This is a genomic window from Streptomyces apocyni (assembly GCF_009739465.1).
GTDB lineage: Bacteria > Actinomycetota > Actinomycetes > Streptomycetales > Streptomycetaceae > Streptomyces > Streptomyces apocyni.
On record NZ_WHOM01000045.1, the window covers coordinates 264,427 to 286,017 of the forward strand.

20 protein-coding genes are annotated in these 21,591 nt (G+C 70.6%); 14 read left to right on the forward strand and 6 right to left on the reverse strand.

The annotated features are described in order from the left end of the window. The first annotated feature begins 104 nt into the window (after positions 1–104). Positions 105–842 carry a DsbA family oxidoreductase gene (locus GCN81_RS11240; RefSeq protein WP_156724267.1) on the forward strand — a complete coding sequence of 246 codons (738 nt, stop codon included), beginning with the start codon at positions 105–107 and terminating at the stop codon, positions 840–842. 33 nt (positions 843–875) lie between these two features. Continuing rightward, the gene (locus tag GCN81_RS11245; RefSeq protein ID WP_156724269.1) at positions 876–1,952 is read left to right on the forward strand and encodes an aminotransferase class V-fold PLP-dependent enzyme; all 1,077 of its coding nucleotides are present in this window, start codon (positions 876–878) and stop codon (positions 1,950–1,952) included. A gap of 121 nt (positions 1,953–2,073) precedes the next feature. Here the strand turns inward: GCN81_RS11245 and thpD are convergent, their stop codons facing one another. The 5 genes from thpD to GCN81_RS11270 form a co-directional block, all read right to left on the reverse strand. Beyond that, positions 2,074–2,973 (reverse strand): ectoine hydroxylase, encoded by a 900-nt coding sequence (gene thpD, locus GCN81_RS11250; RefSeq protein ID WP_156724270.1) that lies wholly within the window; start codon positions 2,971–2,973, stop codon positions 2,074–2,076. Between the two features lie 156 nt (positions 2,974–3,129). Next, positions 3,130–3,534, reverse strand: a complete 405-nt coding sequence (locus tag GCN81_RS11255) for an ectoine synthase (protein ID WP_156724272.1) — start codon at positions 3,532–3,534, stop codon at positions 3,130–3,132. A 77-nt stretch (positions 3,535–3,611) separates the two neighbouring features. Continuing rightward, positions 3,612–4,880 (reverse strand): diaminobutyrate--2-oxoglutarate transaminase, encoded by a 1,269-nt coding sequence (ectB, locus tag GCN81_RS11260; RefSeq protein ID WP_156724273.1) that lies wholly within the window; start codon positions 4,878–4,880, stop codon positions 3,612–3,614. Positions 4,881–4,978: 98 nt separating this feature from the next. Beyond that, entirely contained in the window at positions 4,979–5,536 is a 558-nt protein-coding gene (gene ectA, locus GCN81_RS11265) for a diaminobutyrate acetyltransferase (protein ID WP_156724275.1), read from the reverse strand. A gap of 377 nt (positions 5,537–5,913) precedes the next feature. Then, a complete protein-coding gene (locus GCN81_RS11270; protein ID WP_156724276.1) occupies positions 5,914–7,062 on the reverse strand; it encodes a pyridoxal-phosphate-dependent aminotransferase family protein in 1,149 nt (382 codons plus the stop codon). A gap of 80 nt (positions 7,063–7,142) precedes the next feature. Here GCN81_RS11270 and GCN81_RS11275 point away from each other — a divergent pair, with 80 nt between their 5' ends. Continuing rightward, a complete protein-coding gene (locus tag GCN81_RS11275; protein WP_156724278.1) occupies positions 7,143–8,234 on the forward strand; it encodes an amidohydrolase family protein in 1,092 nt (363 codons plus the stop codon). Between the two features lie 22 nt (positions 8,235–8,256). Here the strand turns inward: GCN81_RS11275 and GCN81_RS11280 are convergent, their stop codons facing one another. Continuing rightward, a complete protein-coding gene (locus GCN81_RS11280) occupies positions 8,257–9,066 on the reverse strand; it encodes an NAD-dependent epimerase/dehydratase family protein (protein WP_156724279.1) in 810 nt (269 codons plus the stop codon). 134 nt (positions 9,067–9,200) lie between these two features. Between GCN81_RS11280 and GCN81_RS11285 the strand changes: the two genes are divergently transcribed. The 11 genes from GCN81_RS11285 to GCN81_RS11335 all read left to right on the forward strand — a co-directional run bounded on the left by GCN81_RS11285 (position 9,201) and on the right by GCN81_RS11335 (position 21,591). Continuing rightward, positions 9,201–10,346, forward strand: a complete 1,146-nt coding sequence (locus tag GCN81_RS11285) for a hypothetical protein (RefSeq protein WP_156724281.1) — start codon at positions 9,201–9,203, stop codon at positions 10,344–10,346. Between the two features lie 85 nt (positions 10,347–10,431). Beyond that, on the forward strand, positions 10,432–11,091 hold the full coding sequence (locus GCN81_RS11290; protein WP_156724283.1) for a GntR family transcriptional regulator: 660 nt from the start codon (positions 10,432–10,434) through the stop codon (positions 11,089–11,091). After that, on the forward strand, positions 11,088–12,017 hold the full coding sequence (locus GCN81_RS11295; RefSeq protein ID WP_156724284.1) for a dihydrodipicolinate synthase family protein: 930 nt from the start codon (positions 11,088–11,090) through the stop codon (positions 12,015–12,017). Before GCN81_RS11290 ends, GCN81_RS11295 begins: the two co-directional genes overlap by 4 nt. Beyond that, the gene (gene araD, locus GCN81_RS11300) at positions 12,014–13,759 is read left to right on the forward strand and encodes an L-arabinonate dehydratase (RefSeq protein ID WP_156724286.1); all 1,746 of its coding nucleotides are present in this window, start codon (positions 12,014–12,016) and stop codon (positions 13,757–13,759) included. Before GCN81_RS11295 ends, araD begins: the two co-directional genes overlap by 4 nt. Positions 13,760–13,906: 147 nt before the next feature. Further along, positions 13,907–14,863: a carbohydrate ABC transporter permease gene (locus GCN81_RS11305; RefSeq protein WP_156724288.1), complete on the forward strand. Its 957-nt coding sequence runs from the start codon at positions 13,907–13,909 to the stop codon at positions 14,861–14,863. Positions 14,864–14,907: 44 nt separating this feature from the next. Next, a complete protein-coding gene (locus GCN81_RS11310) occupies positions 14,908–15,813 on the forward strand; it encodes a carbohydrate ABC transporter permease (RefSeq protein ID WP_156724465.1) in 906 nt (301 codons plus the stop codon). After that, entirely contained in the window at positions 15,810–16,985 is a 1,176-nt protein-coding gene (locus GCN81_RS11315; RefSeq protein WP_156724290.1) for a Gfo/Idh/MocA family protein, read from the forward strand. The genes GCN81_RS11310 and GCN81_RS11315 overlap by 4 nt, the downstream gene beginning before the upstream one ends. Continuing rightward, positions 16,982–17,824 (forward strand): DUF6807 domain-containing protein, encoded by an 843-nt coding sequence (locus tag GCN81_RS11320; protein ID WP_156724291.1) that lies wholly within the window; start codon positions 16,982–16,984, stop codon positions 17,822–17,824. Before GCN81_RS11315 ends, GCN81_RS11320 begins: the two co-directional genes overlap by 4 nt. Then, positions 17,821–19,353, forward strand: a complete 1,533-nt coding sequence (locus GCN81_RS11325; RefSeq protein ID WP_156724293.1) for a glycoside hydrolase family 43 protein — start codon at positions 17,821–17,823, stop codon at positions 19,351–19,353. The genes GCN81_RS11320 and GCN81_RS11325 overlap by 4 nt, the downstream gene beginning before the upstream one ends. Before the next feature lie 46 nt (positions 19,354–19,399). Next, positions 19,400–20,749, forward strand: coding sequence for an ABC transporter substrate-binding protein (locus GCN81_RS11330; protein ID WP_156724295.1), 1,350 nt, complete (start codon positions 19,400–19,402; stop codon positions 20,747–20,749). Beyond that, positions 20,746–21,591, forward strand: a complete 846-nt coding sequence (locus tag GCN81_RS11335; RefSeq protein ID WP_197287569.1) for a rhamnogalacturonan acetylesterase — start codon at positions 20,746–20,748, stop codon at positions 21,589–21,591. The genes GCN81_RS11330 and GCN81_RS11335 overlap by 4 nt, the downstream gene beginning before the upstream one ends.

The window sequence follows — 21,591 nt, forward strand, 5'->3', positions numbered from 1 at the left end:
ACGAGATCCGGCCACCGCCCCAGGGAATGTGCCGATCCCCTCCCTCGTTGAGCAGGGAGCGGAGGGTGCCTCCGTACCCGTACGACCGGAGAGAAGTCATACAGATGCGCGTCGAGATCTGGAGCGATATCGCCTGCCCGTGGTGCTACATCGGCAAGGCCCGTTTCGAGCAGGGCCTGGCGGCCTTCGCCCACGGTGACCAGGTCGAGGTGGTGCACCGCTCCTTCGAGCTCGACCCGGGCCGTGCCAAGGGGGACACCGCGCCGGTGATCGACATGCTGGCGGCGAAGTACGGGCGCACCCGTGAAGAGGCGCGGGCGATGGAGGAGCATGTCGCCTCCAACGCGCGCGCCGAGGGACTCGGCTACCGCACCGAGGGCCGCGACCACGGCAACACCTTCGACATCCACCGGCTGCTGCACCTGGCCAGGGACCGTGGCCGCCAGGACGAGCTGCTGAACCTGGCCTACCGGGCGAACTTCGCCGAGGAGCGCTCCGTCTTCGACCCCGAGGTGCTGCTGGCGCTCGCCGTCGAGGCCGGTCTTGACGAGGGCGAGGTCCGCGCGGTGCTGGCCGACGGTGACGCGTACGCGGACCAGGTGCGCGCGGACGAGCGGGAGGCCGCCGAGCTGGGCGCGACCGGGGTGCCGTTCTTCGTGCTCGACCGGCGCTTCGGTGTCTCCGGCGGGCAGCCGGCGGAGGTCTTCACACAGGCCCTGGAGCAGGCGTGGGGGAGCCGCTCGCCGCTCCAGCCGGTGGGCGCGGCGAGTGCTGAGAGCGGCGAGGGCGAGGCCTGTGGGCCTGATGGATGCGCGGTTCCGCAGGTCAAGGGCGACGTATAAGCATCACTTAGAGGTTAGCGTCAACTTTATGCAATGGACGGGGAGTTGGCGGTGCCGCAGAGTGGGGGCATGGAGAGCCTCGCAGGCGGCGCGTTCGCGCCGCGGAACACGTATCTGAACACCGCCAGCACCGGGCTGCTGCCTGAGCCCGCCGCCGTCGCGATGCGGCAGGCCATCGAGGGCGCGGCCGTCGGGCGCCCGACCGACATGTTCGAGGATGTGGAGGCGAGCCGGGCGGCGTTCGCCCGGCTCGCCGGCGTCCCGGCGAGCCGGGTCGCGGCCGGGTCCTCGGTCTCCGTCTACACCGGGATGATCGCCGCCTCGCTGCCCCAGGGCGCCGAGGTGCTGGTCGCCGACGGTGACTTCAGCTCCCTGGTGAACCCCTTCCATATGCGCCGCGACCTCTCGGTGCGCACGGTGGCGCTGGAGAAGCTCGCCGACGCGGTGCGCCCGGAGACCGCCCTGGTCGCGTGCAGCGCCGCGCAGTCCGCGGACGGCCGGGTCGCCGGCCTCCCCGCGATCCGGGCCGCCGCGCGCGCCCATGGCGCCCGTACGCTGGTCGACGCCTCGCAGTCGGCGGGCTGGCTGCCGCTGGACGCGACGGCCGACGACTACACCGTGGCGGTGGCCTTCAAGTGGCTGTTCTGTCCGCGTGGCATCGTGTTCTTCGTCGTCCCGGAGGACCTCGGCGGGCTGAACGCCGTCTTCGCGGGCTGGGTCGCGGGCGAGCGGCCGTGGGACAGCTGCTACGGGCCGGTGGCGGAGCTCGCCTCCTCCGCCCGGCGCTTCGACATCAGCCCCAGCCTCTTCTCGTACCCCGGTGCCCGCGCCTCGCTCGCGCTGGTCGAGGAGCTGGGTGTGGACGCCATCCACGCGCATGACCTGGCGCTCGCCGGTCGCTTCCGCGACGGCCTTGGCGCCCTGGGGCACACTCCGGTGCCCGCGCCGGGTTCGGCGATCGTGTCGGTGCCGGGCCTGGGGCACCGGCAGCCGGAGCTGAGCCGGGCCGACATCGAGGTCTCGGACCGCGCCGGGAACCTGCGCGCCTCCTTCCACCTGTACAACACCGCGGCCGACGTGGACCGGCTGCTCGACGTGCTGTCCGCCTGACGAGGTCCGCCTGACGAGGTCCGGTTGACGAGAGCTGGCTGACGAGGTCTGGTGGACGCAATGCGGCCCGGCACCCCGGAACGGCGGGGTGCCGGGCCGCATCGCACTACCTCACGAGCCCTTACCTCACGGGCGTGAAGTCCCGCGCCCCGATGTACTCGGGGCGCCGGATCGGCGCCGAGAAGGGCTCTACCGCGGCGTTCTCCACGCTGTTGAACACGAGGAAGAAGTTGCTCCGCGGGTAGGGAGTGATGTTGTCCCCCGAACCGTGCATGGCGTTGCAGTCGAACCAGGTGGCCGAACCCGCCTCGCCGGTGAACAGCCGGATTCCGTACCGCGAGGCGAGCTGGGTGAGCGCCTCGTCCGACGGGGTTCCGGCATCCTGCATCTGCAGTGACTTCTTGTAGTTGTCCTTCGGCGTCGCGCCCGCGCAGCCCAGGAACGTACGATGCGACCCCGGCATGATCATCAGACCGCCGTTGGTGTCGTAGTTCTTGGTGAGCGCGATGGACACCGAGACGGTCCGCATGTTCGGGATGCCGTCCTCGGCGTGCCAGGTCTCGAAGTCCGAGTGCCAGTAGAAGCCGGTGGCGCCGAAGCCCGGCTTCACGTTGATGCGCGACTGGTGCACGTAGACGTCGGAGCCCAGGATCTGACGGGCCCGGCCGACGACGCGCGGGTCAGCGGCGAGCCTGCCGAAGAGCTCGCTGATCTTGTGCACCTCGAAGAGGGTGCGGATGTCCTGGGAGCGCGGCTCGACGATGGAGCGTTCGTCCGCCCGCATCGCGGGATCGTTCATGAGCCGTTCCAGCTCGGCGTGGTAGACCTCTACCTCGTCCGGAGCGATCAGCTGGTCGATCGCCAGGAAACCGTCCCGTTCGAACCCCGCCAGCTCGTTGGCCGAGATCGGCCCTTGCGTACCCGGCTCGGACCACACCACAGGGTCCTCGCGGTCGATGAGCACCTCGGTGGCGCCTCGGGTCGGGTACAGGTCGGCGGTGCGTTCGGGTGCGGTGGTCATGGTGTTGCCTGCCTCTCCTCTCGTACGGCCCTTACGGGATGTACACCTCGGCCGCCCCCCGGTAAGAGCAGGGGCGGCCGAGGAGATCAGGGGGCGTCAAAGCCCGGGCGTAAGCCCGCTGGTCAGCTGTCAGCTGGTTGAGCCGGTTGACCTGGTTCAGCTGGGGTCAGGCTCCGTGAGCAGCGGGTACACGCCGTTCTCGTCGTGGTCCTCTCGGCCCGTCACCGGCGGGTTGAAGACGCACAGGCAGCGGAAGTCCTGCTTGATCCGCATCGTGTGCTTCTCGTGCCCGTCCAGCAAGTACATCGTGCCCGGCGTGATGATGTATTTCTCGCCGGTCGTGTCATCGGTGAGTTCGGCCTCGCCCTCGACACAGACGACGGCCTCGATGTGGTTGGCGTACCACATGGACGTCTCGGTGCCCGCGTACAGGACGGTCTCGTGCAGCGAGAAGCCGACGCGCTCCTTGGCGAGCACGATCCGCTTGCTCTCCCAGGTGCCGGAGGCCGACTTGACGTGGCGGTCGGTGCCTTCTATGTCCTTGAACGAACGGACGATCACGGTGAGTCGATTCCTTGTCTCTTACGGGTACGGGGGCTACGGGTACGCGGGCGGTACGGGGACCGGGTGCCGCGGGGTCAGGCGGTCTCGCGCACGGCGCGGGCGAGGGTACGCAGTCCCTCGTCCAGCTCGTCGGCGGTGATCGTCAGCGCGGGGAGCATCTTGACGACCTCGCTCTCCGGACCGGAGGTCTCGATCAGCAGGCCCAGCTCGAAGGCCCGCTTGGCGACCTTGCCCGCGCGGTCCTTGTCGTGGAACTCCAGGCCCCAGACCAGACCGCGGCCGCGGTACTCCTTGGTCGCCTCGGGGTGCTCGGCGCGGATCGCGGACAGGGCGGCCTCGACCTGCTCGCCGCGGGCCAGGGTCTGCTTCTCCATCTGCCCGTCGGCCCAGTACGCGTCCAGCGCGGCGGCCGCCGTGACGAAGGCCGGGTTGTTGCCGCGGAAGGTGCCGTTGTGCTCGCCCGGCTCCCAGATGTCCAGCTCGGGCTTGAACAGGGTCAGCGCCATCGGCAGACCGTAGCCGCTGATGGACTTCGAGACGGTGACGATGTCCGGCGTGATGCCCGCCTCCTCGAAGGAGAAGAACGCGCCGGTGCGGCCGCAGCCCATCTGGATGTCGTCGACGATCAGCAGCATGTCCCAGCGCTTGCAGACGTCGGCGAGCTGACGCAGCCACTCGGCGCGCGCGACGTTGATGCCGCCCTCGCCCTGCACGGTCTCGACGATCACGGCCGCGGGCTTGTTGAGCCCGGAACCGGAGTTCTCCAGCAGGCTCTCGAACCAGATGAAGTCCGGGGTCCGGCCGTCGAGGTAGTTGTCGAACGGCATCGGCGTGCCGTGCACCAGCGGGATACCGGCACCGGCGCGCTTGAAGGCGTTGCCGGTCACGGCGAGTGAGCCGAGCGACATGCCGTGGAAGGCGTTGGTGAAGGACACGATCGACTCGCGGCCCTTGACCTTACGGGCCAGCTTCAGCGCCGACTCGACGGCGTTGGTGCCCGTCGGGCCCGGGAACATGACCTTGTACGGCAGGTCACGCGGGCGCAGGATCGTGTTCTGGAACGACTCCAGGAACGCGCGCTTCGCCGTGGTCGACATGTCGAGACCGTGGGTGACGCCGTCCCGCTCGATGTAGTCGATCAGGGCGCGTTTGAGGACGGGGTTGTTGTGGCCGTAGTTCAGCGAACCGGCCCCGGCGAAGAAGTCGAGGTACTCGTGGCCGTCCTCGTCGTACATGCGGCTGCCCTGCGCGCGGTCGAAGACGGTGGGCCAACCGCGGCAGTAGCTGCGCACCTCCGACTCCAGGGTCTCGAAGACGCTCAGGTCGGGCTGGGTGATGGTCACAGCGAATCTCCTCCTGGGAGATGAAAGACGTGGGGGGGTGTTACCTGGACATGGGGTCTGTCGGAAAGCTCGGGGGCGGGCCGTCGTGGCCCTGCGGCTCAGAAGGACAGGGGGCCTATCCGGTAGAGCACCTCGGGGTCGTGCCCGCCGCCGTCGGGGAACAGGCCCGCATCGAACAGCACCTCGGTCTCGACGGAGGCGCCGTGCCGCTCGGCGTACGAGGCGAACAGGCGCTCGGAGGCGGTGTTGCCCGGGGTGATGGTGGTCTCCAGCGTGCTCAGCCCGGACTCGGACTCCTTGGCGACGCTCGCGGACAGGCTGTCCAGCATCGCCGCGGCCAGGCCGCGTCCGCGCTGTGCCGCGTCCACGGCGACCTGCCAGATCAGCAGGGTGTCCGGGCGGTCGGGGCGGAGGTATCCGGAGATGAAGCCGACTGGGTCTCCGCCGCTGTCGCGGGCTACTACGGAGGTGTCGGCGAAGTCACGGCACCACAGCAGGTAGCTGTAGGAGGAGTTGAGGTCGAGGGTCTTGGAGTCGCGCGCTATGCGCCAGAGCGCGGCTCCATCCTCCACCTGAGGGCGGTCGAGCCGCAGATCTCCCAGCTTTTCGGCAATGTCACTACGGGTCGGTGCTAGGTCTGCTTGTGCAGCGGTCATACGTATTGAATTTACCGACCTAAAATCAAAATTGCATCGCGAGAAGGGGTTGTGTGAGGGTCGCGTATGTGGTATCACGCGGGGGTGCGTGCTCGCGTGTACGCTTGGCGTGATGTGGTGATTTGCCCGGGATCATTGGGGTGAACCGGACAGCCTGTTGATTAGGTCACAGAGCCGTAACTCTCGCGAGATCTGTCCGACTTACGAGGTTTGGCGTTCGCGAAATCTTAGTGTTTAGCCTCGAAGAAACCGGGCAGACGAATACGGGAAGCTGCGCTGAAAAAGCAGCTCCCGGTATTCGTGGAATGCTAGCTAATTCGTGGGGCTCAGTACCGTCAATGCTTTGCCTGAGGCCCGTAATTCGGCTACGGCCGCGGCTACGCGGGCCGGGTCCAGACCGCCGTGACCGCCCGGCTGGCCGCCTCCAGGTCCACGGCGGGCCCCGACATGTCGCCGAGCGCGGCGCCCAGGGCCGCCAGTGTGGCGTGCACCACGTCGTGGGTGGCGTCGGGGCCGTAGTGATTGACCCGGATCATCTCGTGGGCGAGCGCGCCGCCACCGGCCACCAGGGGCAGCGTCGGGTCGGCCGCCAGCGCCCGGGCCACCAGCTCGGACGCGTCGGTTCCGGCTGGGGCGCGCAGGGTCGTGGCGACCGGTGCCGCGTCCGCCGCGTCGTGGACGTACGGCTCCAGGGCGCTCGGGCCACTCAGGCCGGGCCGTCCGCTCCGTCCGCCGCCCAGCGCGAGCGCGCCCGCGCGGGTGGCCTCGGCGGCCCGCGCGTGCCGCGCCGTCACCGCGTCCAGGCCCGCCGCCTCGATGCGCTCCACACACGCCTCGAGGGCGAGCATCTCCAGCTGCGCCGGAGCATGCGGCAGCGCGCGGCGGCCGCCGTCGATCCAGCGCTCCTTCCAGTCGAGCAGCGACAGGTACGAGCGGCGTGGGGCCCCGGGGTTCTCCGTGAACCGCTGCCAGGCGCGCTCGCTCACCGAGACCGCGGAGACGCCCGCGGGCCCGCCCATCGCCTTCTGCGCGCCGATCACGCACAGATCCACGCCCCAGGCGTCGACCAGCAGCGGCTCGGCGGCCACCGAGGCGACCGCGTCGACCATGAACAGGGCGCCGTGGGCGCGTACCACCTTGCCGATCTCGGCGACCGGGTTGGTGTTGCCGGTCGCCGCCTCGGCGTGCACCAGCGAAACGAAGTCGATCTCCGGATGCTCGGTCAGGGCCTGCTCGACCTGGCGCGCGGTCACCGCCGTGTGGAACGGCACGGCCAGGTCCACGACGTGCGCTCCGCAGTCGCGCAGCCAGTCGCCGAAGGTCTGCCCGTACGGCCCGGTGACCACGTTGAGCGCGGTCGAGCCGGGCTTCGCGCCGGACCTGATGCAGCCCTCCAGCGGCAGCAGCGCCTCACCCTGCATGATCACGACGTCCTGCTCGGTGCCGAGCAGCCGCGCCACCCGCCGCTCGATCGCGGCGAAGTGCGCGGCGCTCAGCGGGGCGAGGTCGAGGAAGGGGTGGGTCACGGTGCAGCTCTCTTCGTTTCGTTCGCGAGGTCGTCCGGGGCTGTCGGTCGAGCGTACCCAGGGCGTTCTACGCTGCGGGTATGACGGATCAAGCGGTGCTGCGGGTGACGGGGCGGGTGCTGGTCGGCCCCGACGACGTACGGGATGAGCTGTGGGTCGTCGGGGGGCGGGTCTCGTACACCCGGCCAGCCGGGGTGCGCGATGTGCGCACCGTCCAGGGCTGGGCGCTGCCGGGACTGGTGGACGCGCACTGCCACGTCGGTCTGGACGCCCATGGCGCCGTGCCCGAGGACGTCGCCGAGAAGCAGGCGCTCACCGACCGGGAGGCGGGGACGCTGCTCATCCGGGACGCGGGGTCACCGTCCGACACCCGCTGGATCGACGACCGCGCGGACCTGCCGAAGATCATCCGCGCCGGGCGGCATATCGCCCGCACCCGGCGCTACATCCGCAACTACGCGCACGAGATCGAGCCCGCCGACCTGGTCGCCTACGTGGCCCAGGAGGCCAGGCGCGGCGACGGCTGGGTCAAGCTCGTCGGTGACTGGCTCGACCGTGGCAGCGGCGATCTGTCCGCCTGCTGGCCGCGCGGGGCTGTCGAGGCCGCGATCGCCGAGGCGCACCGGCTCGGCGCCCGGGTCACCGCGCACTGCTTCGCCGAGGACTCGCTGCGCGACCTCGTCGAGGCCGGAATCGACTGCATCGAGCATGCCACCGGCCTGACCGAGGACACCATCCCGCTTTTCGCCGAGCGTGGTGTCGCCATCGTCCCGACCCTGGTGAACATCGCGACCTTCCCGAAGCTGGCCGAGTCCGGGGACGCCAAGTTCCCGATCTGGGCCGATCACATGCGGCGGCTGTACGAGCGCCGGTACGACACCGTCCGCGCCGCCTACGACGCCGGGGTGCCGATCTTCGTCGGCACCGACGCGGGCGGCTCGCTCCCGCACGGCCTGGCGGCGGCGGAGGTCACCGAGCTGACCAAGGCGGGCATCCCGCCGCTGCGCGCACTGTCCGCGACGACCTGGGCCGCCCGCGCCTGGCTCGGCCGCCCGGGTCTCGACGAGGGCGCCCCCGCTGACCTCGTCGTCTACGACGAGGACCCACGCACCGATGTCCGGGTACTCGCGGCACCCCGCCGCATCGTCCTGAACGGAACGGTCGTCGGCTGAGAGCCGGTCCTTCCTATCCTTCCTAGCGCGGCCACATCGGCGGATTGGTGCAGAAGTGGCCGCCCAGGTGGGCGTGTTCGGGGTTGTCCGGGTCCAGTTCGCCGTGCTCGGCCAGCAGCTTCGCGGCGTACGGTTCCGAGTCGTCCTGCGGGTCGTAGCCGAGGGCCCGTGCGGAGGCGAGGTCCCACGGCAGGCGGGTGTTGGCCGACGAGCCGTACACCACGGTGTGGCCGACGCCGCTCGCGGTCAGTGCCGCGTGGAAGAGGCGGGCGCAGTCGGCCGGGCTCATCCAGATCGAGAGCATGCGCACCGACGTGGGCTCGGGGAAACAGGAGCCGATGCGCACCGACACGGTCTCCAGCCCGTGCTTGTCCCAGTAGAGCTGGGCGAGGTCCTCGCCGAAGCACTTGGAGAGGCCGTAGAAGGTGTCCGGGCGGTGTGGGGTCCCGGCCGGGATCAGTGGCTCGCCGCCGCCCGGCCGGGGCGTGAAGCCGATCGCGTGGTTCGAGGATGCGAACACCACGCGTGGGACGCCTTCCTGGCGCGCGGCCTCGTAAAGGTGGTACGTCCCCGTGATGTTGGCCCGCAGGATGTCGTCGAAGGGCGCCTCGAGGGAGATGCCCGCGAGGTGGATGACCGCGTCCACGCCCCGGACGGCCGCGCGCACCGCGTCCAGGTCGCCGAGGTCGGCGGCGATCGCGTCGGGTGCGTCGGCGACCGGGGTGAGGTCGAGCAGGCGCAGCTCGTAGCCGTACGCGGGCAGCAGGTCCCGCATCAGGGTGCCGAGGCCGCCGGCGGCGCCGGTGAGCAGGACGGTGCGGGGAGCGGCCAATGCGGGTGCCTCCTCGGGGCGCGGCGTTCACGCTGGTCAGCCGGGAGCGTCCGTTGACCGGTGACGTAACACCGCCCTAGCGTAAGCGCGTTCAGAAATGTAGACGCACCTTACATGCATGTACAGGAGTCTGTGTGAAGTCGTCGGTCTTCCTCTATCCCTGGGACGTCATCGGCGACCCGGAGGCCCCTCGCAGGCTCGCCGCGCTCGGCGCCGAGCAGGTGACCCTCGCCTCGGCGTACCACTCCACGCGCGCGCTGACCCCCCGTCACCCACGGCACCGGATCGTGACGGCCGCGTACGCCGCGGTGCTGTACCCGCCAGGCGAGCGCTGGAACGGGCACCGGCTCAGGCCGTACGCGGCCGGTGACTGGGCCCCGGGCGACGCGTACGCCGAGGCGGCCGCCGCGCTGGCCGACGCCGGTCTCGACGTCCGTTCCTGGGTGGTGCTCGCCCACAACTCCCGGCTGGGAGCCGAGCATCCAGACACGTCCGTCATCAACGCCTACGGCGACCGCTACCCCTGGGCGCCCTGTATCGCCCAGCCCGCCACGCGCGCGTACCTGGTCGCGCTGGCCGCCGAGGCGGCGGTGCGCCCCGGCGCCTGCGGCACCGAGCTGGAGTCCTGCGGCTGGTACGGCCTCGGCCATCCGAGCGCCCACGACAAGACCGGGGGAGTCGTACTCGGCGACGCGGGTCAGTATCTGATGTCCCTGTGCTTCTGCCCCACCTGCCGAGGTGGCTACGCGGAACTCGGCCTCGACCCGGACGCGTTGTCGGCCCTGGTACGCACGGCCCTGGAGCCGGTCTGGGCGGGTGGGCCGAGTGAGCGGCTCCCGGACGCCGACTGGGTGGCCGCCACCCTGGCCTACCGTTCCCGCGTCGCCCGCGGCCTCCAGGAGTCCGCCGTCGCCGCGGTCCGCGCCGAGGCCCCCGACGACTTCCAGGTGCTGCTGCACGCCGACCCGGTGGAGCACCGCTGCGGGGCCAACGCGGGGGTCGACCCGGCGCACGTCCTGTCCGTCGCGGACGGCGTGGTGGTGCCCTGCACGGGCACTCCCGCACCGCTGGAACCCTTCGCCGCACGGGCCGACGCCCCCGCCGTGCTCGCCGCCAATCTCACGATCGTCTCCGGGATGGGCGGCCAGCCACACCGCCTCGCTGATGACGCCGCGCGCGCCGCTGACCTGGGAGCGAACGAACTTCGGCTGTACCACGCGGGGTTGGCGTCGGACGCTGACCTGGCCACGGTCGAGAAGTTCTTTTGTCAGAAGCGTTGACGAAACACATTCCCCCTCTTACTTTCATCGCGTCGTACTTCGTACGTCATATATGAGACGCGATATGTGAGATCTGAGGGAGCCCATGACCTCCGTGCCGTCCCCGGCGCCGACCCCGATCCCCTCCCGCACGCAGTACGTGCTCGAGGCGATCAAGCACCGCATCCTGACCGGGCAGTTGTCCCCGGGGCAGTCACTGGTCGAGTCGGAGCTGGCCACGCAGTTCGGGGTGTCCAAGACGCCCGTACGGGAGGCGCTGAAGACCCTCGCGGGCACCGGGCTCGTGGTGATGAGCCAGTACAAGGGCGTCACCGTACGCATGGTCGACGCGGCCATGGCCCGCGAGGTGTACGACGTACGCCTGCTGCTCGAACCGGAGGCGCTGCGCCGCAGCGTGCGGCGCGGCGCCTCGCTGGACGTGGCGAGCGAGGCCCTGGCGCGCTCCGACTCCGCCGCCGACGCGGCCGAACGCTCCCTGGCCAACCGCGCGTTCCACCGCGCGCTGTATCTGCCCTGCGGCAACCCGCTGCTGACCAGAATGCTCGACGAGGTGCGCGACCAGGCGGCCCTGGTGTCGGCCGTCGCCTGGTCCGAGACCCCCTCCTGGGAGCGCGAGGCCGCCGAGCACCGGGAGATCCTGCGGCTCGCCCTCGCCGGGGACGACGACGCGGCGGCCCTCGCCCTGCACACGCATATCGCCTCCTTCGTCGCACGCGCCTTCCCGGAAGAGGATGACCAGGCATGACCAACCCCGCTCCGCACCACCCGGAGCAGTTCGCCGCACAGCGCACCGCGCTCGCCGACGTCGTGGCGATCCCCGTCACCCCGTACGCCGAGGATGGCACGATCGCCCAGGAGACCCACCGGGCCCTGGTGCGCCGCCTCCTCGACGGCGGGATCCGCACCCTCACGCCGAACGGCAACACCGGCGAGTTCTACACCCTCACCCCCGACGAGCGCCGCACCGTCCTGGAGCTGACGGCCCACGAAGCCGCGGGCGACGCGGTGATCCTGGGCGGTGTCGGCCACGATGTGCCGACCGCCGTCGAGGCCGCGCGGCATGCCCAGGAGCACGGCGCGTCGATGGTGATGGTGCACCAGCCCGTGCACCCGTACGTCTCGCAGCACGGCTGGCTCGACTACCACCGGGCGATCGCCGACGCGGTACCCGAGCTCGGTGTCGTCCCCTACATCCGCAACCCGCAGCTCAGCGGCGAACGCCTCGCCGAGCTGGGCGAGTTGTGCCCGAACGTCATCGGCGCCAAGTACGCGGTGCCGGATGCCGCGCGGTTCGCCGCCTTCAGCCGGGACGCGGGCCCAGGCCGCTTCGTCTGGGTCGCGGGTCTCGCCGAGCTGTACGCGCCCTCGTACTTCGCGAGCGGCGCCACCGGCTTCACCTCCGGCCTCGTGAACGTCGCCCCCAGCGTCTCGCGCGCCATGCTGGACGCGCTGCGCGCGGGCGACTACCCGGCCGCGATGAACGTGTGGGAGCAGATCCGCCGCCTGGAGGATCTGCGCGCCGCCGACAGCTCCGCCAACAACGTCTCCGTCGTCAAGGAGGCCCTGTACGCGCTCGGCCTGTGCCGCCGCGAGGTGCGCTCACCCGCCGCGGTGCTCCCCGACGACCAGCGCGCCGAGGTCGCCGCCATCGTCAAGGGGTGGGACATATGAGCGAGCCAGAACGACGCAGAACCCCCGAACAGCTGCGCAGCCACCAGTGGTACGGCTCCGAGATCTCCTCCGGCCTGCGCAGCTTCAGCCACCGCGCCCGCACCCGCCAACTCGGCTACCTCCCCGAGGAGCACCTCGGCAAGCCGGTCATCGCCATCCTCAACACCTGGTCCGACATCAACCCCTGCCATGTCCACCTGCGGGACCGGGCCCAGGCGGTCAAGCGGGGCGTGTGGCAGGCGGGAGCCTTCCCGCTCGAGTTCCCGGTGTCGACGCTGAGTGAGACCTTCCAGAAGCCGACACCCATGCTGTACCGCAACCTCCTCGCCATGGAGACCGAGGAACTGCTGCGCTCCTACCCGGTGGACGGCGCGGTGCTGCTCGGCGGCTGCGACAAGTCGACCCCCGCGCTGCTGATGGGCGCGGCCTCCGCCGACCTGCCCGCCGTCTTCGTCCCGGCCGGGCCGATGCTCCCCGGCCACTGGCGCGGCGAAACGCTCGGCTCGGGCACAGACATGTGGAAGTACTGGGACGACAAGCGAGCCGGACTCATCGGCGACTGCGAACTGTCCGAACTGGAGGCGGGACTCGCCCGCTCGCCCGGTCACTGCATGACCATGGGGACGGCGTCCACCCTCACCGCCGCCGCCGAAGCACTCGGCGTCACCGTGCCCGGCGCCTCCTCGATCCCGGCCGTCGACTCCGGGCACGACCGGATGGCGGCCGCCTCGGGACGCCGGATCGTGGAGCTCGTATGGCAGGACCTGGCCCTGTCCAGAGTCCTGACCCGTGAGGCGTTCGAGGACGCCGTCACCACCGTGCTCGGCCTCGGCGGCTCCACCAACGCGGTGATCCACCTGATCGCGATGGCCGGGCGCGCCGGAGTCACCCTCACCCTGGACGACTTCGACCGGATCGCCCGCAGGGTCCCGGTGCTCGCCAACGTCCGGCCGGGCGGCGGCCCGTACCTGATGGAGGACTTCCACTTCGCTGGCGGACTGCCCGGGTTCCTGTCCCGGATCAGCGACCTGCTGCACCTGGACCGGCCGACCGTCAACGGCACCCTGGGCCAGCAGCTGGAGTCGGCCCTGGTCCATAACGACGATGTGATCCGCCTCCGCGACAACCCGGTCGCGGACGAGGGCGGCCTCGCGGTGCTGCGCGGCAACCTCTGCCCGGACGGCGCGGTCATCAAGCACATCGCCGCTGAGCCGCACCTCCTTCACCACACCGGACCCGCCGTCGTGTTCGACGACTACCAGACCATGCAGCGCACCATCGACGACCCGGCGCTCGGCATCACCGCCGACAGCGTCCTGGTGCTGCGCGGCGCGGGCCCCAAGGGCGGGCCCGGCATGCCCGAGTACGGCATGCTGCCCATCCCCGCGTACCTGCTCAAGGAGGGTGTACGGGACATGGTGCGGATCTCCGACGCCCGGATGAGCGGCACCAGTTACGGCACCTGTGTGCTGCATGTGGCCCCGGAGTCGCACATCGGAGGGCCGCTCGCGCTGGTACGCACCGGTGACCCGATCACCCTCGACGTCGCCGGGCGCACCCTGCACCTCGGGGTGCCGGACGAGGAACTGGAGCGGCGCAGGGCCGCCTGGACCCCGCCCCCCGAGCGCTACGAGCGCGGCTACGGCGCGCTGTACCACGAACAGGTCACCCAGGCGGACACCGGCTGTGACTTCGCCTTCCTGGCCAGGCCGGGCGCTGCCCCGGCCCCGTACGCGGGCTGACGCACCCGCTCCTCCTCTTCGCACGACCGCTTTCGCACGAACCGCTTTCGTACGACCGCTCAAGCGGGCCCCCTGGTCGATATCCCGAACCACGTCCGCGAAGCGCTTCACCGCACTGCCGCCAGACCCTGAGAACGGAGAACAGTCATGGCCCAGGACACCGCCGTGGCGCCACCGGGCCGGAAGCCACCACCGGCCGGTAAGCCCGCCAGGCGCCGCACGGGGACCACGACACCCCGCAGGCTGCCCTATCTGCTGATCGCCCCCGCCGGGCTGCTGATGGTCGGCTTCATCGCCTATCCGGTCATCAGCGTCTTCTACTACAGCCTGCAGCACTACAACCCCACCAAGCCCTGGCGCAACGGCTTCGCGGGCTTCGACAACTACGTCAAGGCCTTCACCGAGGACCCCGACTTCTGGCGCACCCTCACCTTCAGCTTCCAGTGGGTCTTCGCCGAGGTCACCCTGCAGCTGCTGTTCGGCCTGGCGCTCGCCCTGATCGTCAACCAGACGTTCATCGGCCGCGGTGTCGCCCGCGCCATGGTCTTCTCACCGTGGGCCGTATCGGGCGTCCTCACCTCGACGATCTGGCTGCTGCTCTACAACTCCCAGACCGGCCTGACCCGTTACCTGGCCGACGTGGGCGTCGGCGAGCACGGCACCTCCTGGCTCTCCGACCCGACCACGGTCTTCCCGGCCGTCGTCGTCGCCGAACTCTGGCGCGGTGTCCCCTTCTTCGCGATCCTCATCCTCGCTGACCTCCAGTCCATCCCGAAGGATCTGTACGAGGCGGCCGAAGTCGACGGCGCCACCCGCTTCCAGCAGTTCTTCCACATCACTCTGCCGCACCTCAAGGACGCGATCATCCTCGCCACCCTGCTGCGTGCCGTGTGGGAGTTCAACAACGTCGACCTGCTCTACACCCTCACCGGCGGCGGACCCGCGGGCGAGACCACCACACTGCCGCTGCGTATCGCGGGCATCGCCGTGGACTCCCACGACTTCGGCTACGCGTCGGCCCTGACCACCGTCGCCTTCGTGATCCTTCTCTTCTGCTCGATCGTCTACCTGCGGCTCAGCAAGTTCGGGGGCGAGGACAAGTGATCACCTCCGAGAAGACACCCCGAGAGACCACCGAGGACCCCGTCATGGTGGACACCGCCACCGCACCACCGGCCGCGCCCGCCGGACCCACCGGACCGGCCGGGCCCGGCAGGCGCCTCACCCGGCGCGAACGGCGCGCCTGGGACGAGGTCCCGCGCTGGCAGCTGTATGTCCCGCTCTCCTTGTATCTGCTGTTCACCCTCGTTCCCTTCTACTGGATGCTGCTCTTCGCGCTGCGCCCCGCGGGCTCCTCGTCGCTGGTGCCCTGGCCGATCACGCTGGAGCACTTCGACAAGGTGTGGAACGAGCGGAGCTTCGCGCTCTTCTTCCAGAACAGCCTGATCGTCGGCGTCGCCTCGCTGCTGATGACGACGCTCGTCGCCCTGGCGGGCGGCTACGCGCTGGCTCGCTTCAGCTTCCGTATCAAGCGCGGCTTCATGCTCGCGCTGCTGTGCTCGCAGTTCATCCCCGGTGCGTTGATGCTGGTGCCGCTGTTCCAGATCTTCGCCGAACTGCGGATGATCAACTCGCTGGCCAGTGTGGTCATCGCCGAGACCGTCTTCCAGCTGCCGCTGTCGATGATTTTGATCAGTGGCTTCATCAAAAACGTGCCGTACACCCTCGAAGAGGCGGCCTGGGTCGACGGCTGCTCGCGCTTCCGGGCTTTCTGCGCCGTGGTGCTGCCCCTGCTGCGGCCCGGCCTGATCGCGGTCGGCTCCTTCGCCTTCGTCCACAGCTGGAACCACTTCCTGTTCGCCCTGATGTTCCTCAGCGACCAGGACAAGCAGACCATCCCGGTCGGCCTGAACACCCTGATGGGCGCGGACAGCGTCGACCTCGGCGCACTCGCGGCGGGTGGCGTCATCGCCGCTGTGCCCGTGGTCATCGTGTTCGCCTTCATCCAGAAGTGGCTGATCACCGGATTCAGCGCAGGGGCGGTGAAGGGATGAGCGCCGCCGCCCAGGCCACCGAACCTCTGCCCGTCGTCCTCGCGGGAGCCCGCGGCCACGGCCGCTTCCACCTGGAGAACATCCAACGGCTCCAGCGACTTGGCCGGGTGAGGCTCGTCGGGGTCTGCGAGCTCAACCCGCTGGACGCGGACGAACTCACCGGACTCGGCACGCCGGAGCAGTCGCCCGACCTCGACAGCCTGCTGCGCTCCACCGGCGCCGCCCTCGCGGTCCTGTGCACACCGATCCAGACCCACACCGACCTCGCGCTCACCGCGGCCCGCCATGGCGCGCACCTCCTCCTGGAGAAGCCACCCGCCCCCTCGCGGGCGGAGTTCCAGCGGATGCTGGACGGAGTCGAACAGGCCGGGGTGCGCTGCCAGATCGGCTTCCAGTCGCTCGGCTCGCGCGCCCTGCCCGCGATCCGCGAGCTCATCGCCTCGGGAGCCATCGGCGAGCTGACCGGCGTCGGCGGCGCCGGTACCTGGGTGCGCGACGAGGCGTACTACCGGCGTGCACGCTGGGCCGGACGCCGCCGCCTGGACGGCACCGACGTTATCGACGGCGTCCTCACCAACCCCCTGGCACACGCCGTGGCCACCGCACTCGCCCTGAACGGCACCCCCCGCGCGGCCGACGTCATCGGCGTGACGGCCGAACTGTTCCGCGCCAACGCCATCGAGTCCGACGACACCTCCTGCGTCCGCGTCCACGGGGCACACGGCACCGACGTCACGGTCACCGCGACACTGTGCGCCGAGCGGAACCGCGCCCCGTACGTCATCGCGCACGGCACCACCGGCCGGATCACCTTCTGGTACACCGAGGACCGCGTGCTGCTCCAGCGCGCGGGCCATGGCCCCGAGGAGATCCAGTACGGGCGCGTCGACCTGCTGGAGAACCTCGTCGACCACCTGGCGGGCCGCGCGGAACTCCTGGTTCCGGCCGAGGTGACGGGTGCCTTCATGCAGGTGGTCGAAGCGATTCGACAGTCGCCTGATCCCCGGCCGCTCCCGGCCGACGCCTGGCACCAGGTCCCCGGAGAAGGCGCCCGGCGCCGCGTCGTCCACGGCATCGACGACCTCGTCACCGCCGGAGCCGACACGCTCTCCCTCTACTCGGAACTCGGCGCCCCCTGGGCCACCCGCGACCCCAAGGGGGCCACCCGATGACCGACTCCCTCACCCTGCGCCTGGACGGACGACCCGTCGGCCGCTACGTCTACCGGGCGGCGCTGGACCTCGCGCACGCGCCCCGCCCGTATCTGCACCCGGTGACCACACTCGGCGGCACCCGGGTCACCGAGCTGACCCCCGACGACCATCCACACCACCTGGGCGCGGGAGTGGCGGTGCCCGACGTCGAGGGCCGCAACTTCTGGGGCGGGCGTACGTTCGTCCGCGACCAGGGGCCGGTAGCCCTGGACAACCACGGCGCCCAGCACCACCAGGCCTTCCCCGTACAGGACCCGGACGGGTTCGTGGAGGAGCTGTACTGGACCGCGGACGGCACCCGGCTGCTGCGGGAACGGCGCGCCCTCGTCGCCCGTGAACTGAACCCTGACGCCTGGGCCCTGGACTTCACCTTCGCGCTCGGCAACGCCACCGAGGGCCCGCTCACACTCGGCAGCCCAGCGACCAATGGCAGGCCCGGCGCGGCCTACGGCGGCTTCTTCTGGCGCGCGCCCAAGGAGCAGCGGCCGCCCGCCGTGTTCACGGCGCACACCGAGGGCGAGGCGGCGGCGCACGAGTCGGCAGCCGACTGGGTGGCGCTCGCCGGGGACGGCTGGACCCTGGTCTTCGCCGGGGGAGACGAACAGACCCGCCGCGACCCCTGGTTCGTCCGCGCCGCCGAGTACCCGGGCGTCGGCTCCTCGCTCGCCCACGCGCGCCGCACGACCATCGACGCGGGCACCACACTGACCCGCCGGGTCATCACGGTCATCGCCGACGGCCGCCTGGACCGGGACGCGGCGGCCGACCTCGTACGGCGGGCGGTGAGCGAGCCGTGAGCCGCCGCCCCTGGACCGCCGACCTCGGGGACGGCACCTACCGCAACCCCGTCCTGAACGCCGACTGGTCCGACCCCGACGTGCTCCGCGTCGGCGAGGACTACTACCTGACCGCCTCCAGCTTCGGCCGCGCCCCCGGACTGCCGCTGCTGCACTCCCGCGACCTGGTCAACTGGACCCTCGTCGGCCATGCCGTCGAACGCCTCGTCCCCGAGGAGGAGTTCACCGAGCCCCAGCACGACCGTGGGGTGTGGGCGCCCTCGCTGCGCCACCACGACGGCACCTTCTGGATCTTCTGGGGTGACCCCGACCACGGCGTCTACCAGGTCAACGCCCCCGCCATCCAGGGCCCGTGGAGCACCCCGCACCTGGTGAAACCCGGCAAGGGGCTGATCGACCCGTGCCCCCTGTGGGACGAGGAGAGCGGCGAGGCCTATCTCGTCCATGCCTGGGCGAAGTCACGGTCCGGGGTGAAGAACCGGCTCACCGGCCACCGGATGAGCCCGGACGGGCGCGGGCTCCTCGACGACGGCAGGACGATCGTCGACGGTGACCAGATCCCGGGCTGGTTCACGCTGGAGGGCCCCAAGCTCTACCGGCACGACGGCCACTTCTGGATCTTCGCCCCGGCCGGAGGAGTGGAGACCGGCTGGCAGGGAGCCCTGCGCGCACGGGACTTCTTCGGCCCGTACGAGGCCCGCGTCGTTCTGCGCCAGGGTGGCACGCCGGTCAACGGCCCGCACCAGGGCGGCTGGGTGCGCACCCCGGCGGGCGATGACTGGTTCCTGCACTTCCAGGCGCGCGGCGCGTACGGGCGGGTCGTCCATCTCCAGCCGATGCGCTGGGGCGAGGACCGGTGGCCGGTGATCGGGGACGCGGGCGAGCCCGTCGCCGTACACCCCAAGCCGGGCCTGCCCCGGCAGCCGGTAGCGGCGCCCGCCACCGACGACGACTTCCCCGGCGGCCGGTACGGGCCGCAGTGGCAGTGGACGGCGAACCCACGGCCCGGCTGGACGGCCCGGCACGCCGGGGACGGGCTGCGGCTCAGCTGCGTACCGTCCGGCCAGGCACACGACCTGCGGCGGCTGCCGCACGTACTGGTGCAGCGGCTGCCCGCCGAGCGCTTCACGGCGGAGGTGGGCATCCGGCTGGACGGCACGGCGGCCGGGGCCCGGGCGGGACTCGCCGTACTGGGCGACGCGTTCAGCTGGATCGGGCTCCAGCGCGACGCCGACGGAACGGTGCGGCTGGTCCACCGGTTCGCCGAGACCGGCGCGGAGCGGGAGCGGGACGCCGCGGCCGCGCGGTCCGCTCCGGACGGCTCGGCCCGACTCCGTATCGAGGTCACGGAAGGCGCGCGCTGTCACTTCGGCGCGGACACCGGCAGCGGCTGGACGCCGTCCGGGGAGGTCTTCGCCGCCACACCGTGGCGCTGGGTCGGGGCCCTGCTCGGTCTGTTCGCCACCGCGCCACCCGGGGACGGCCCGCCGTCGGCCGCCACCTTCACACACTTCCGGATCACGCCCTGACCGGATCAACGACACGACACCCGCAACGAGAAGAGAAGAGCCGATCATGACCATCTTCCGCAGCAGCAGGGGTCGCCGTACCTCCGCCGCGCTCTCCCTGGTCACCGCCCTGGCCCTGACCGCCGCCGCCTGTGGTGACGACGGCAGCGGCAGCGCGGGCGACAAGGGCGACGAGGGCTCGGGCAAGGGGGAGATCACCTTCTGGGACAACAACGGCGGTGTCCGCACCGACGTCTGGAAGGAGATCATCAAGGACTTCGAGGCCGAGCACCCCGACATCAAGGTCAAGTACGTGCCGGTCGCGTCGACCGAGGTGCAGTCCAAGTACAACACCTCGATCCAGGGCGGCGGACTGCCCGACGTCGGCGGCGTCGGCGCGGCGATGCTCGCCGGGATCGCCGCGCAGAACGCCCTGGAGCCGCTGGACAGCAGGCTCAAGGGCAGCGCCCTGGACGGCAAGCTGAACGACGGCATGCTGGAGTCCGTCAAGGTCGCGGGCGGTCAGGACAAGACCTTCACGGTGCCGACCTCCGCCAGCAACGGCGTCCTGTACTACCGCACGGACCTGTTCAAGAAGGCCTCGCTGGACGAGCCGTCCACCTGGTCGGCGTTCTACGCCGCCGCCGAGAAACTGACGGACCGGAAGAACAACGCGTTCGGCTACACCATCCGTGGCGGCCCGGGCTCCATCGCCCAGGCACTGGACGCGATGTACGGCCAGTCCGGCATCACCTCGTTCTGGGACGAGTCGGGCGACAAGACGACGATCAACGACCCCAAGAACGTGGCCGCGTTGGAGAAGTACGTCGGGCTGTACAAGAAGGTCACCCCCGAGGCCGACCTCAACAACGACTTCACCAAGATGGTCGCCCAGTGGGACAGCGGCGAGATCGGCATGCTCAACCACAACCTGGGCTCGTACCAGGACCATGTGAAGGCGCTCGGCACCAAGAAGTTCCGCGGCATCCCGCAGCCCACGCTGGAGGACGGCAGCCGGGTGCAGGTGTCCAACCCCGTTGACGGACTGGGCCTGTTCAAGTCCAGCAAGAACAAGGCCGCGGCCTGGAAGTTCATCGAGTTCGCCGCGTCGCACCAGTCCAACAGCAAGTGGAACGAGTCGGCGGGCGCCATCCCCGCCCACAAGGACGCCGCGAAGGACGCGTGGATCACCAAGGCCGAGCCGACCAAGCTGGCCGCCGACGCGCTGAACGACGGCAGCACGACCATCGTGCAGCTGCCGTACTACCTGCCGGACTGGAACACCATCTCCAAGGCCGAGAACGAGCCCGCCTTCCAGAAGGTGCTGCTCGGCAAGCAGTCCCCGAAGGACTTCCTGGACTCCCTCGCCAAGCAGCTGAACGAGGGCCAGGCCGAGTGGAAGGACCAGCAGAAGTGACCCACTCCCGCAGGCAGGTCGTCGCGGCGCTCGCGGGCCTTCCACTCGCGCTCGCCGTGGCGCCCGCCGCCCTCGCCGACACCCTCCCCGACACCCTTGCCACCGACTCGTACCCCAAGGAGAGGCGCCGCCGGATGCGCACCCTGTTCATCGCGGGCGACTCCACGGCCGCTCAGAAGTACGCCCCCGCGGAGCCCGAGACGGGGTGGGGGATGGCCCTGCCGTTCTTCCTGCACGCGCGCGGCCCCCGCCGCCTTGAGGTGTCCAACCACGCGGTGAACGGCCGCAGTTCGAAGAGCTTCCTCGACGAGGGCCGCTTCACCCCGATCCTCGACGCCATCTCCCCGGGCGACCTGCTCCTCGTCCAGTTCGGCCACAACGACGCCAAGAGCGCGGACCCGGACCGCTTCACCGACCCCTGGACCAGCTACCAGGACCACCTGCGCCAGTACCTGGACGGGGCGCGGGCCCGTGGTGCCCGGCCGGTGCTGCTCACCTCCGTGGAGCGCAGGCGCTTCGACGCCGACGGCAACGCCCGGGAGACCCACGGCGACTACCCGGCGGCGATGCGCGCCCTCGCCGAGCGGGAGGGGGTGGCGCTGGTCGACGTCCAGGCGCTGTCGCTCGCCCTCTGGCAGAAACTCGGGGTCGAGGAGACCAAGAGGTACTTCAACTGGACCGAGAGCGAACAGGACAACACCCACTTCAACCCGCCGGGGGCGATCGCCGTCGCCCGCATGGTCGTGGCGGAGCTGGTGGAGCAGCGCGTACTCGCCCCGGCGGACGTCCGGCGCCTGAACGACGAGATCCCCGAGTCCTGGATCACCTGGCCGCAGTCGTAG

Bases quoted from the DNA above. Each gene is read 5' to 3' on its own strand.
- GCN81_RS11240 (WP_156724267.1), top strand. From the start codon at position 105: ATGCGCGTCGAGATCTGGAGCGATATCGCCTGCCCGTGGTGCTACATC.
- GCN81_RS11245 (WP_156724269.1), top strand. From the start codon at position 876: ATGGACGGGGAGTTGGCGGTGCCGCAGAGTGGGGGCATGGAGAGCCTC.
- thpD (WP_156724270.1), bottom strand. From the start codon at position 2,973: ATGACCACCGCACCCGAACGCACCGCCGACCTGTACCCGACCCGAGGC.
- ectA (WP_156724275.1), bottom strand. From the start codon at position 5,536: ATGACCGCTGCACAAGCAGACCTAGCACCGACCCGTAGTGACATTGCC.
- GCN81_RS11275 (WP_156724278.1), top strand. From the start codon at position 7,143: ATGACGGATCAAGCGGTGCTGCGGGTGACGGGGCGGGTGCTGGTCGGC.
- GCN81_RS11290 (WP_156724283.1), top strand. From the start codon at position 10,432: ATGACCTCCGTGCCGTCCCCGGCGCCGACCCCGATCCCCTCCCGCACG.
- GCN81_RS11295 (WP_156724284.1), top strand. From the start codon at position 11,088: ATGACCAACCCCGCTCCGCACCACCCGGAGCAGTTCGCCGCACAGCGC.
- araD (WP_156724286.1), top strand. From the start codon at position 12,014: ATGAGCGAGCCAGAACGACGCAGAACCCCCGAACAGCTGCGCAGCCAC.
- GCN81_RS11305 (WP_156724288.1), top strand. From the start codon at position 13,907: ATGGCCCAGGACACCGCCGTGGCGCCACCGGGCCGGAAGCCACCACCG.
- GCN81_RS11310 (WP_156724465.1), top strand. From the start codon at position 14,908: ATGGTGGACACCGCCACCGCACCACCGGCCGCGCCCGCCGGACCCACC.
- GCN81_RS11315 (WP_156724290.1), top strand. From the start codon at position 15,810: ATGAGCGCCGCCGCCCAGGCCACCGAACCTCTGCCCGTCGTCCTCGCG.
- GCN81_RS11320 (WP_156724291.1), top strand. From the start codon at position 16,982: ATGACCGACTCCCTCACCCTGCGCCTGGACGGACGACCCGTCGGCCGC.
- GCN81_RS11330 (WP_156724295.1), top strand. From the start codon at position 19,400: ATGACCATCTTCCGCAGCAGCAGGGGTCGCCGTACCTCCGCCGCGCTC.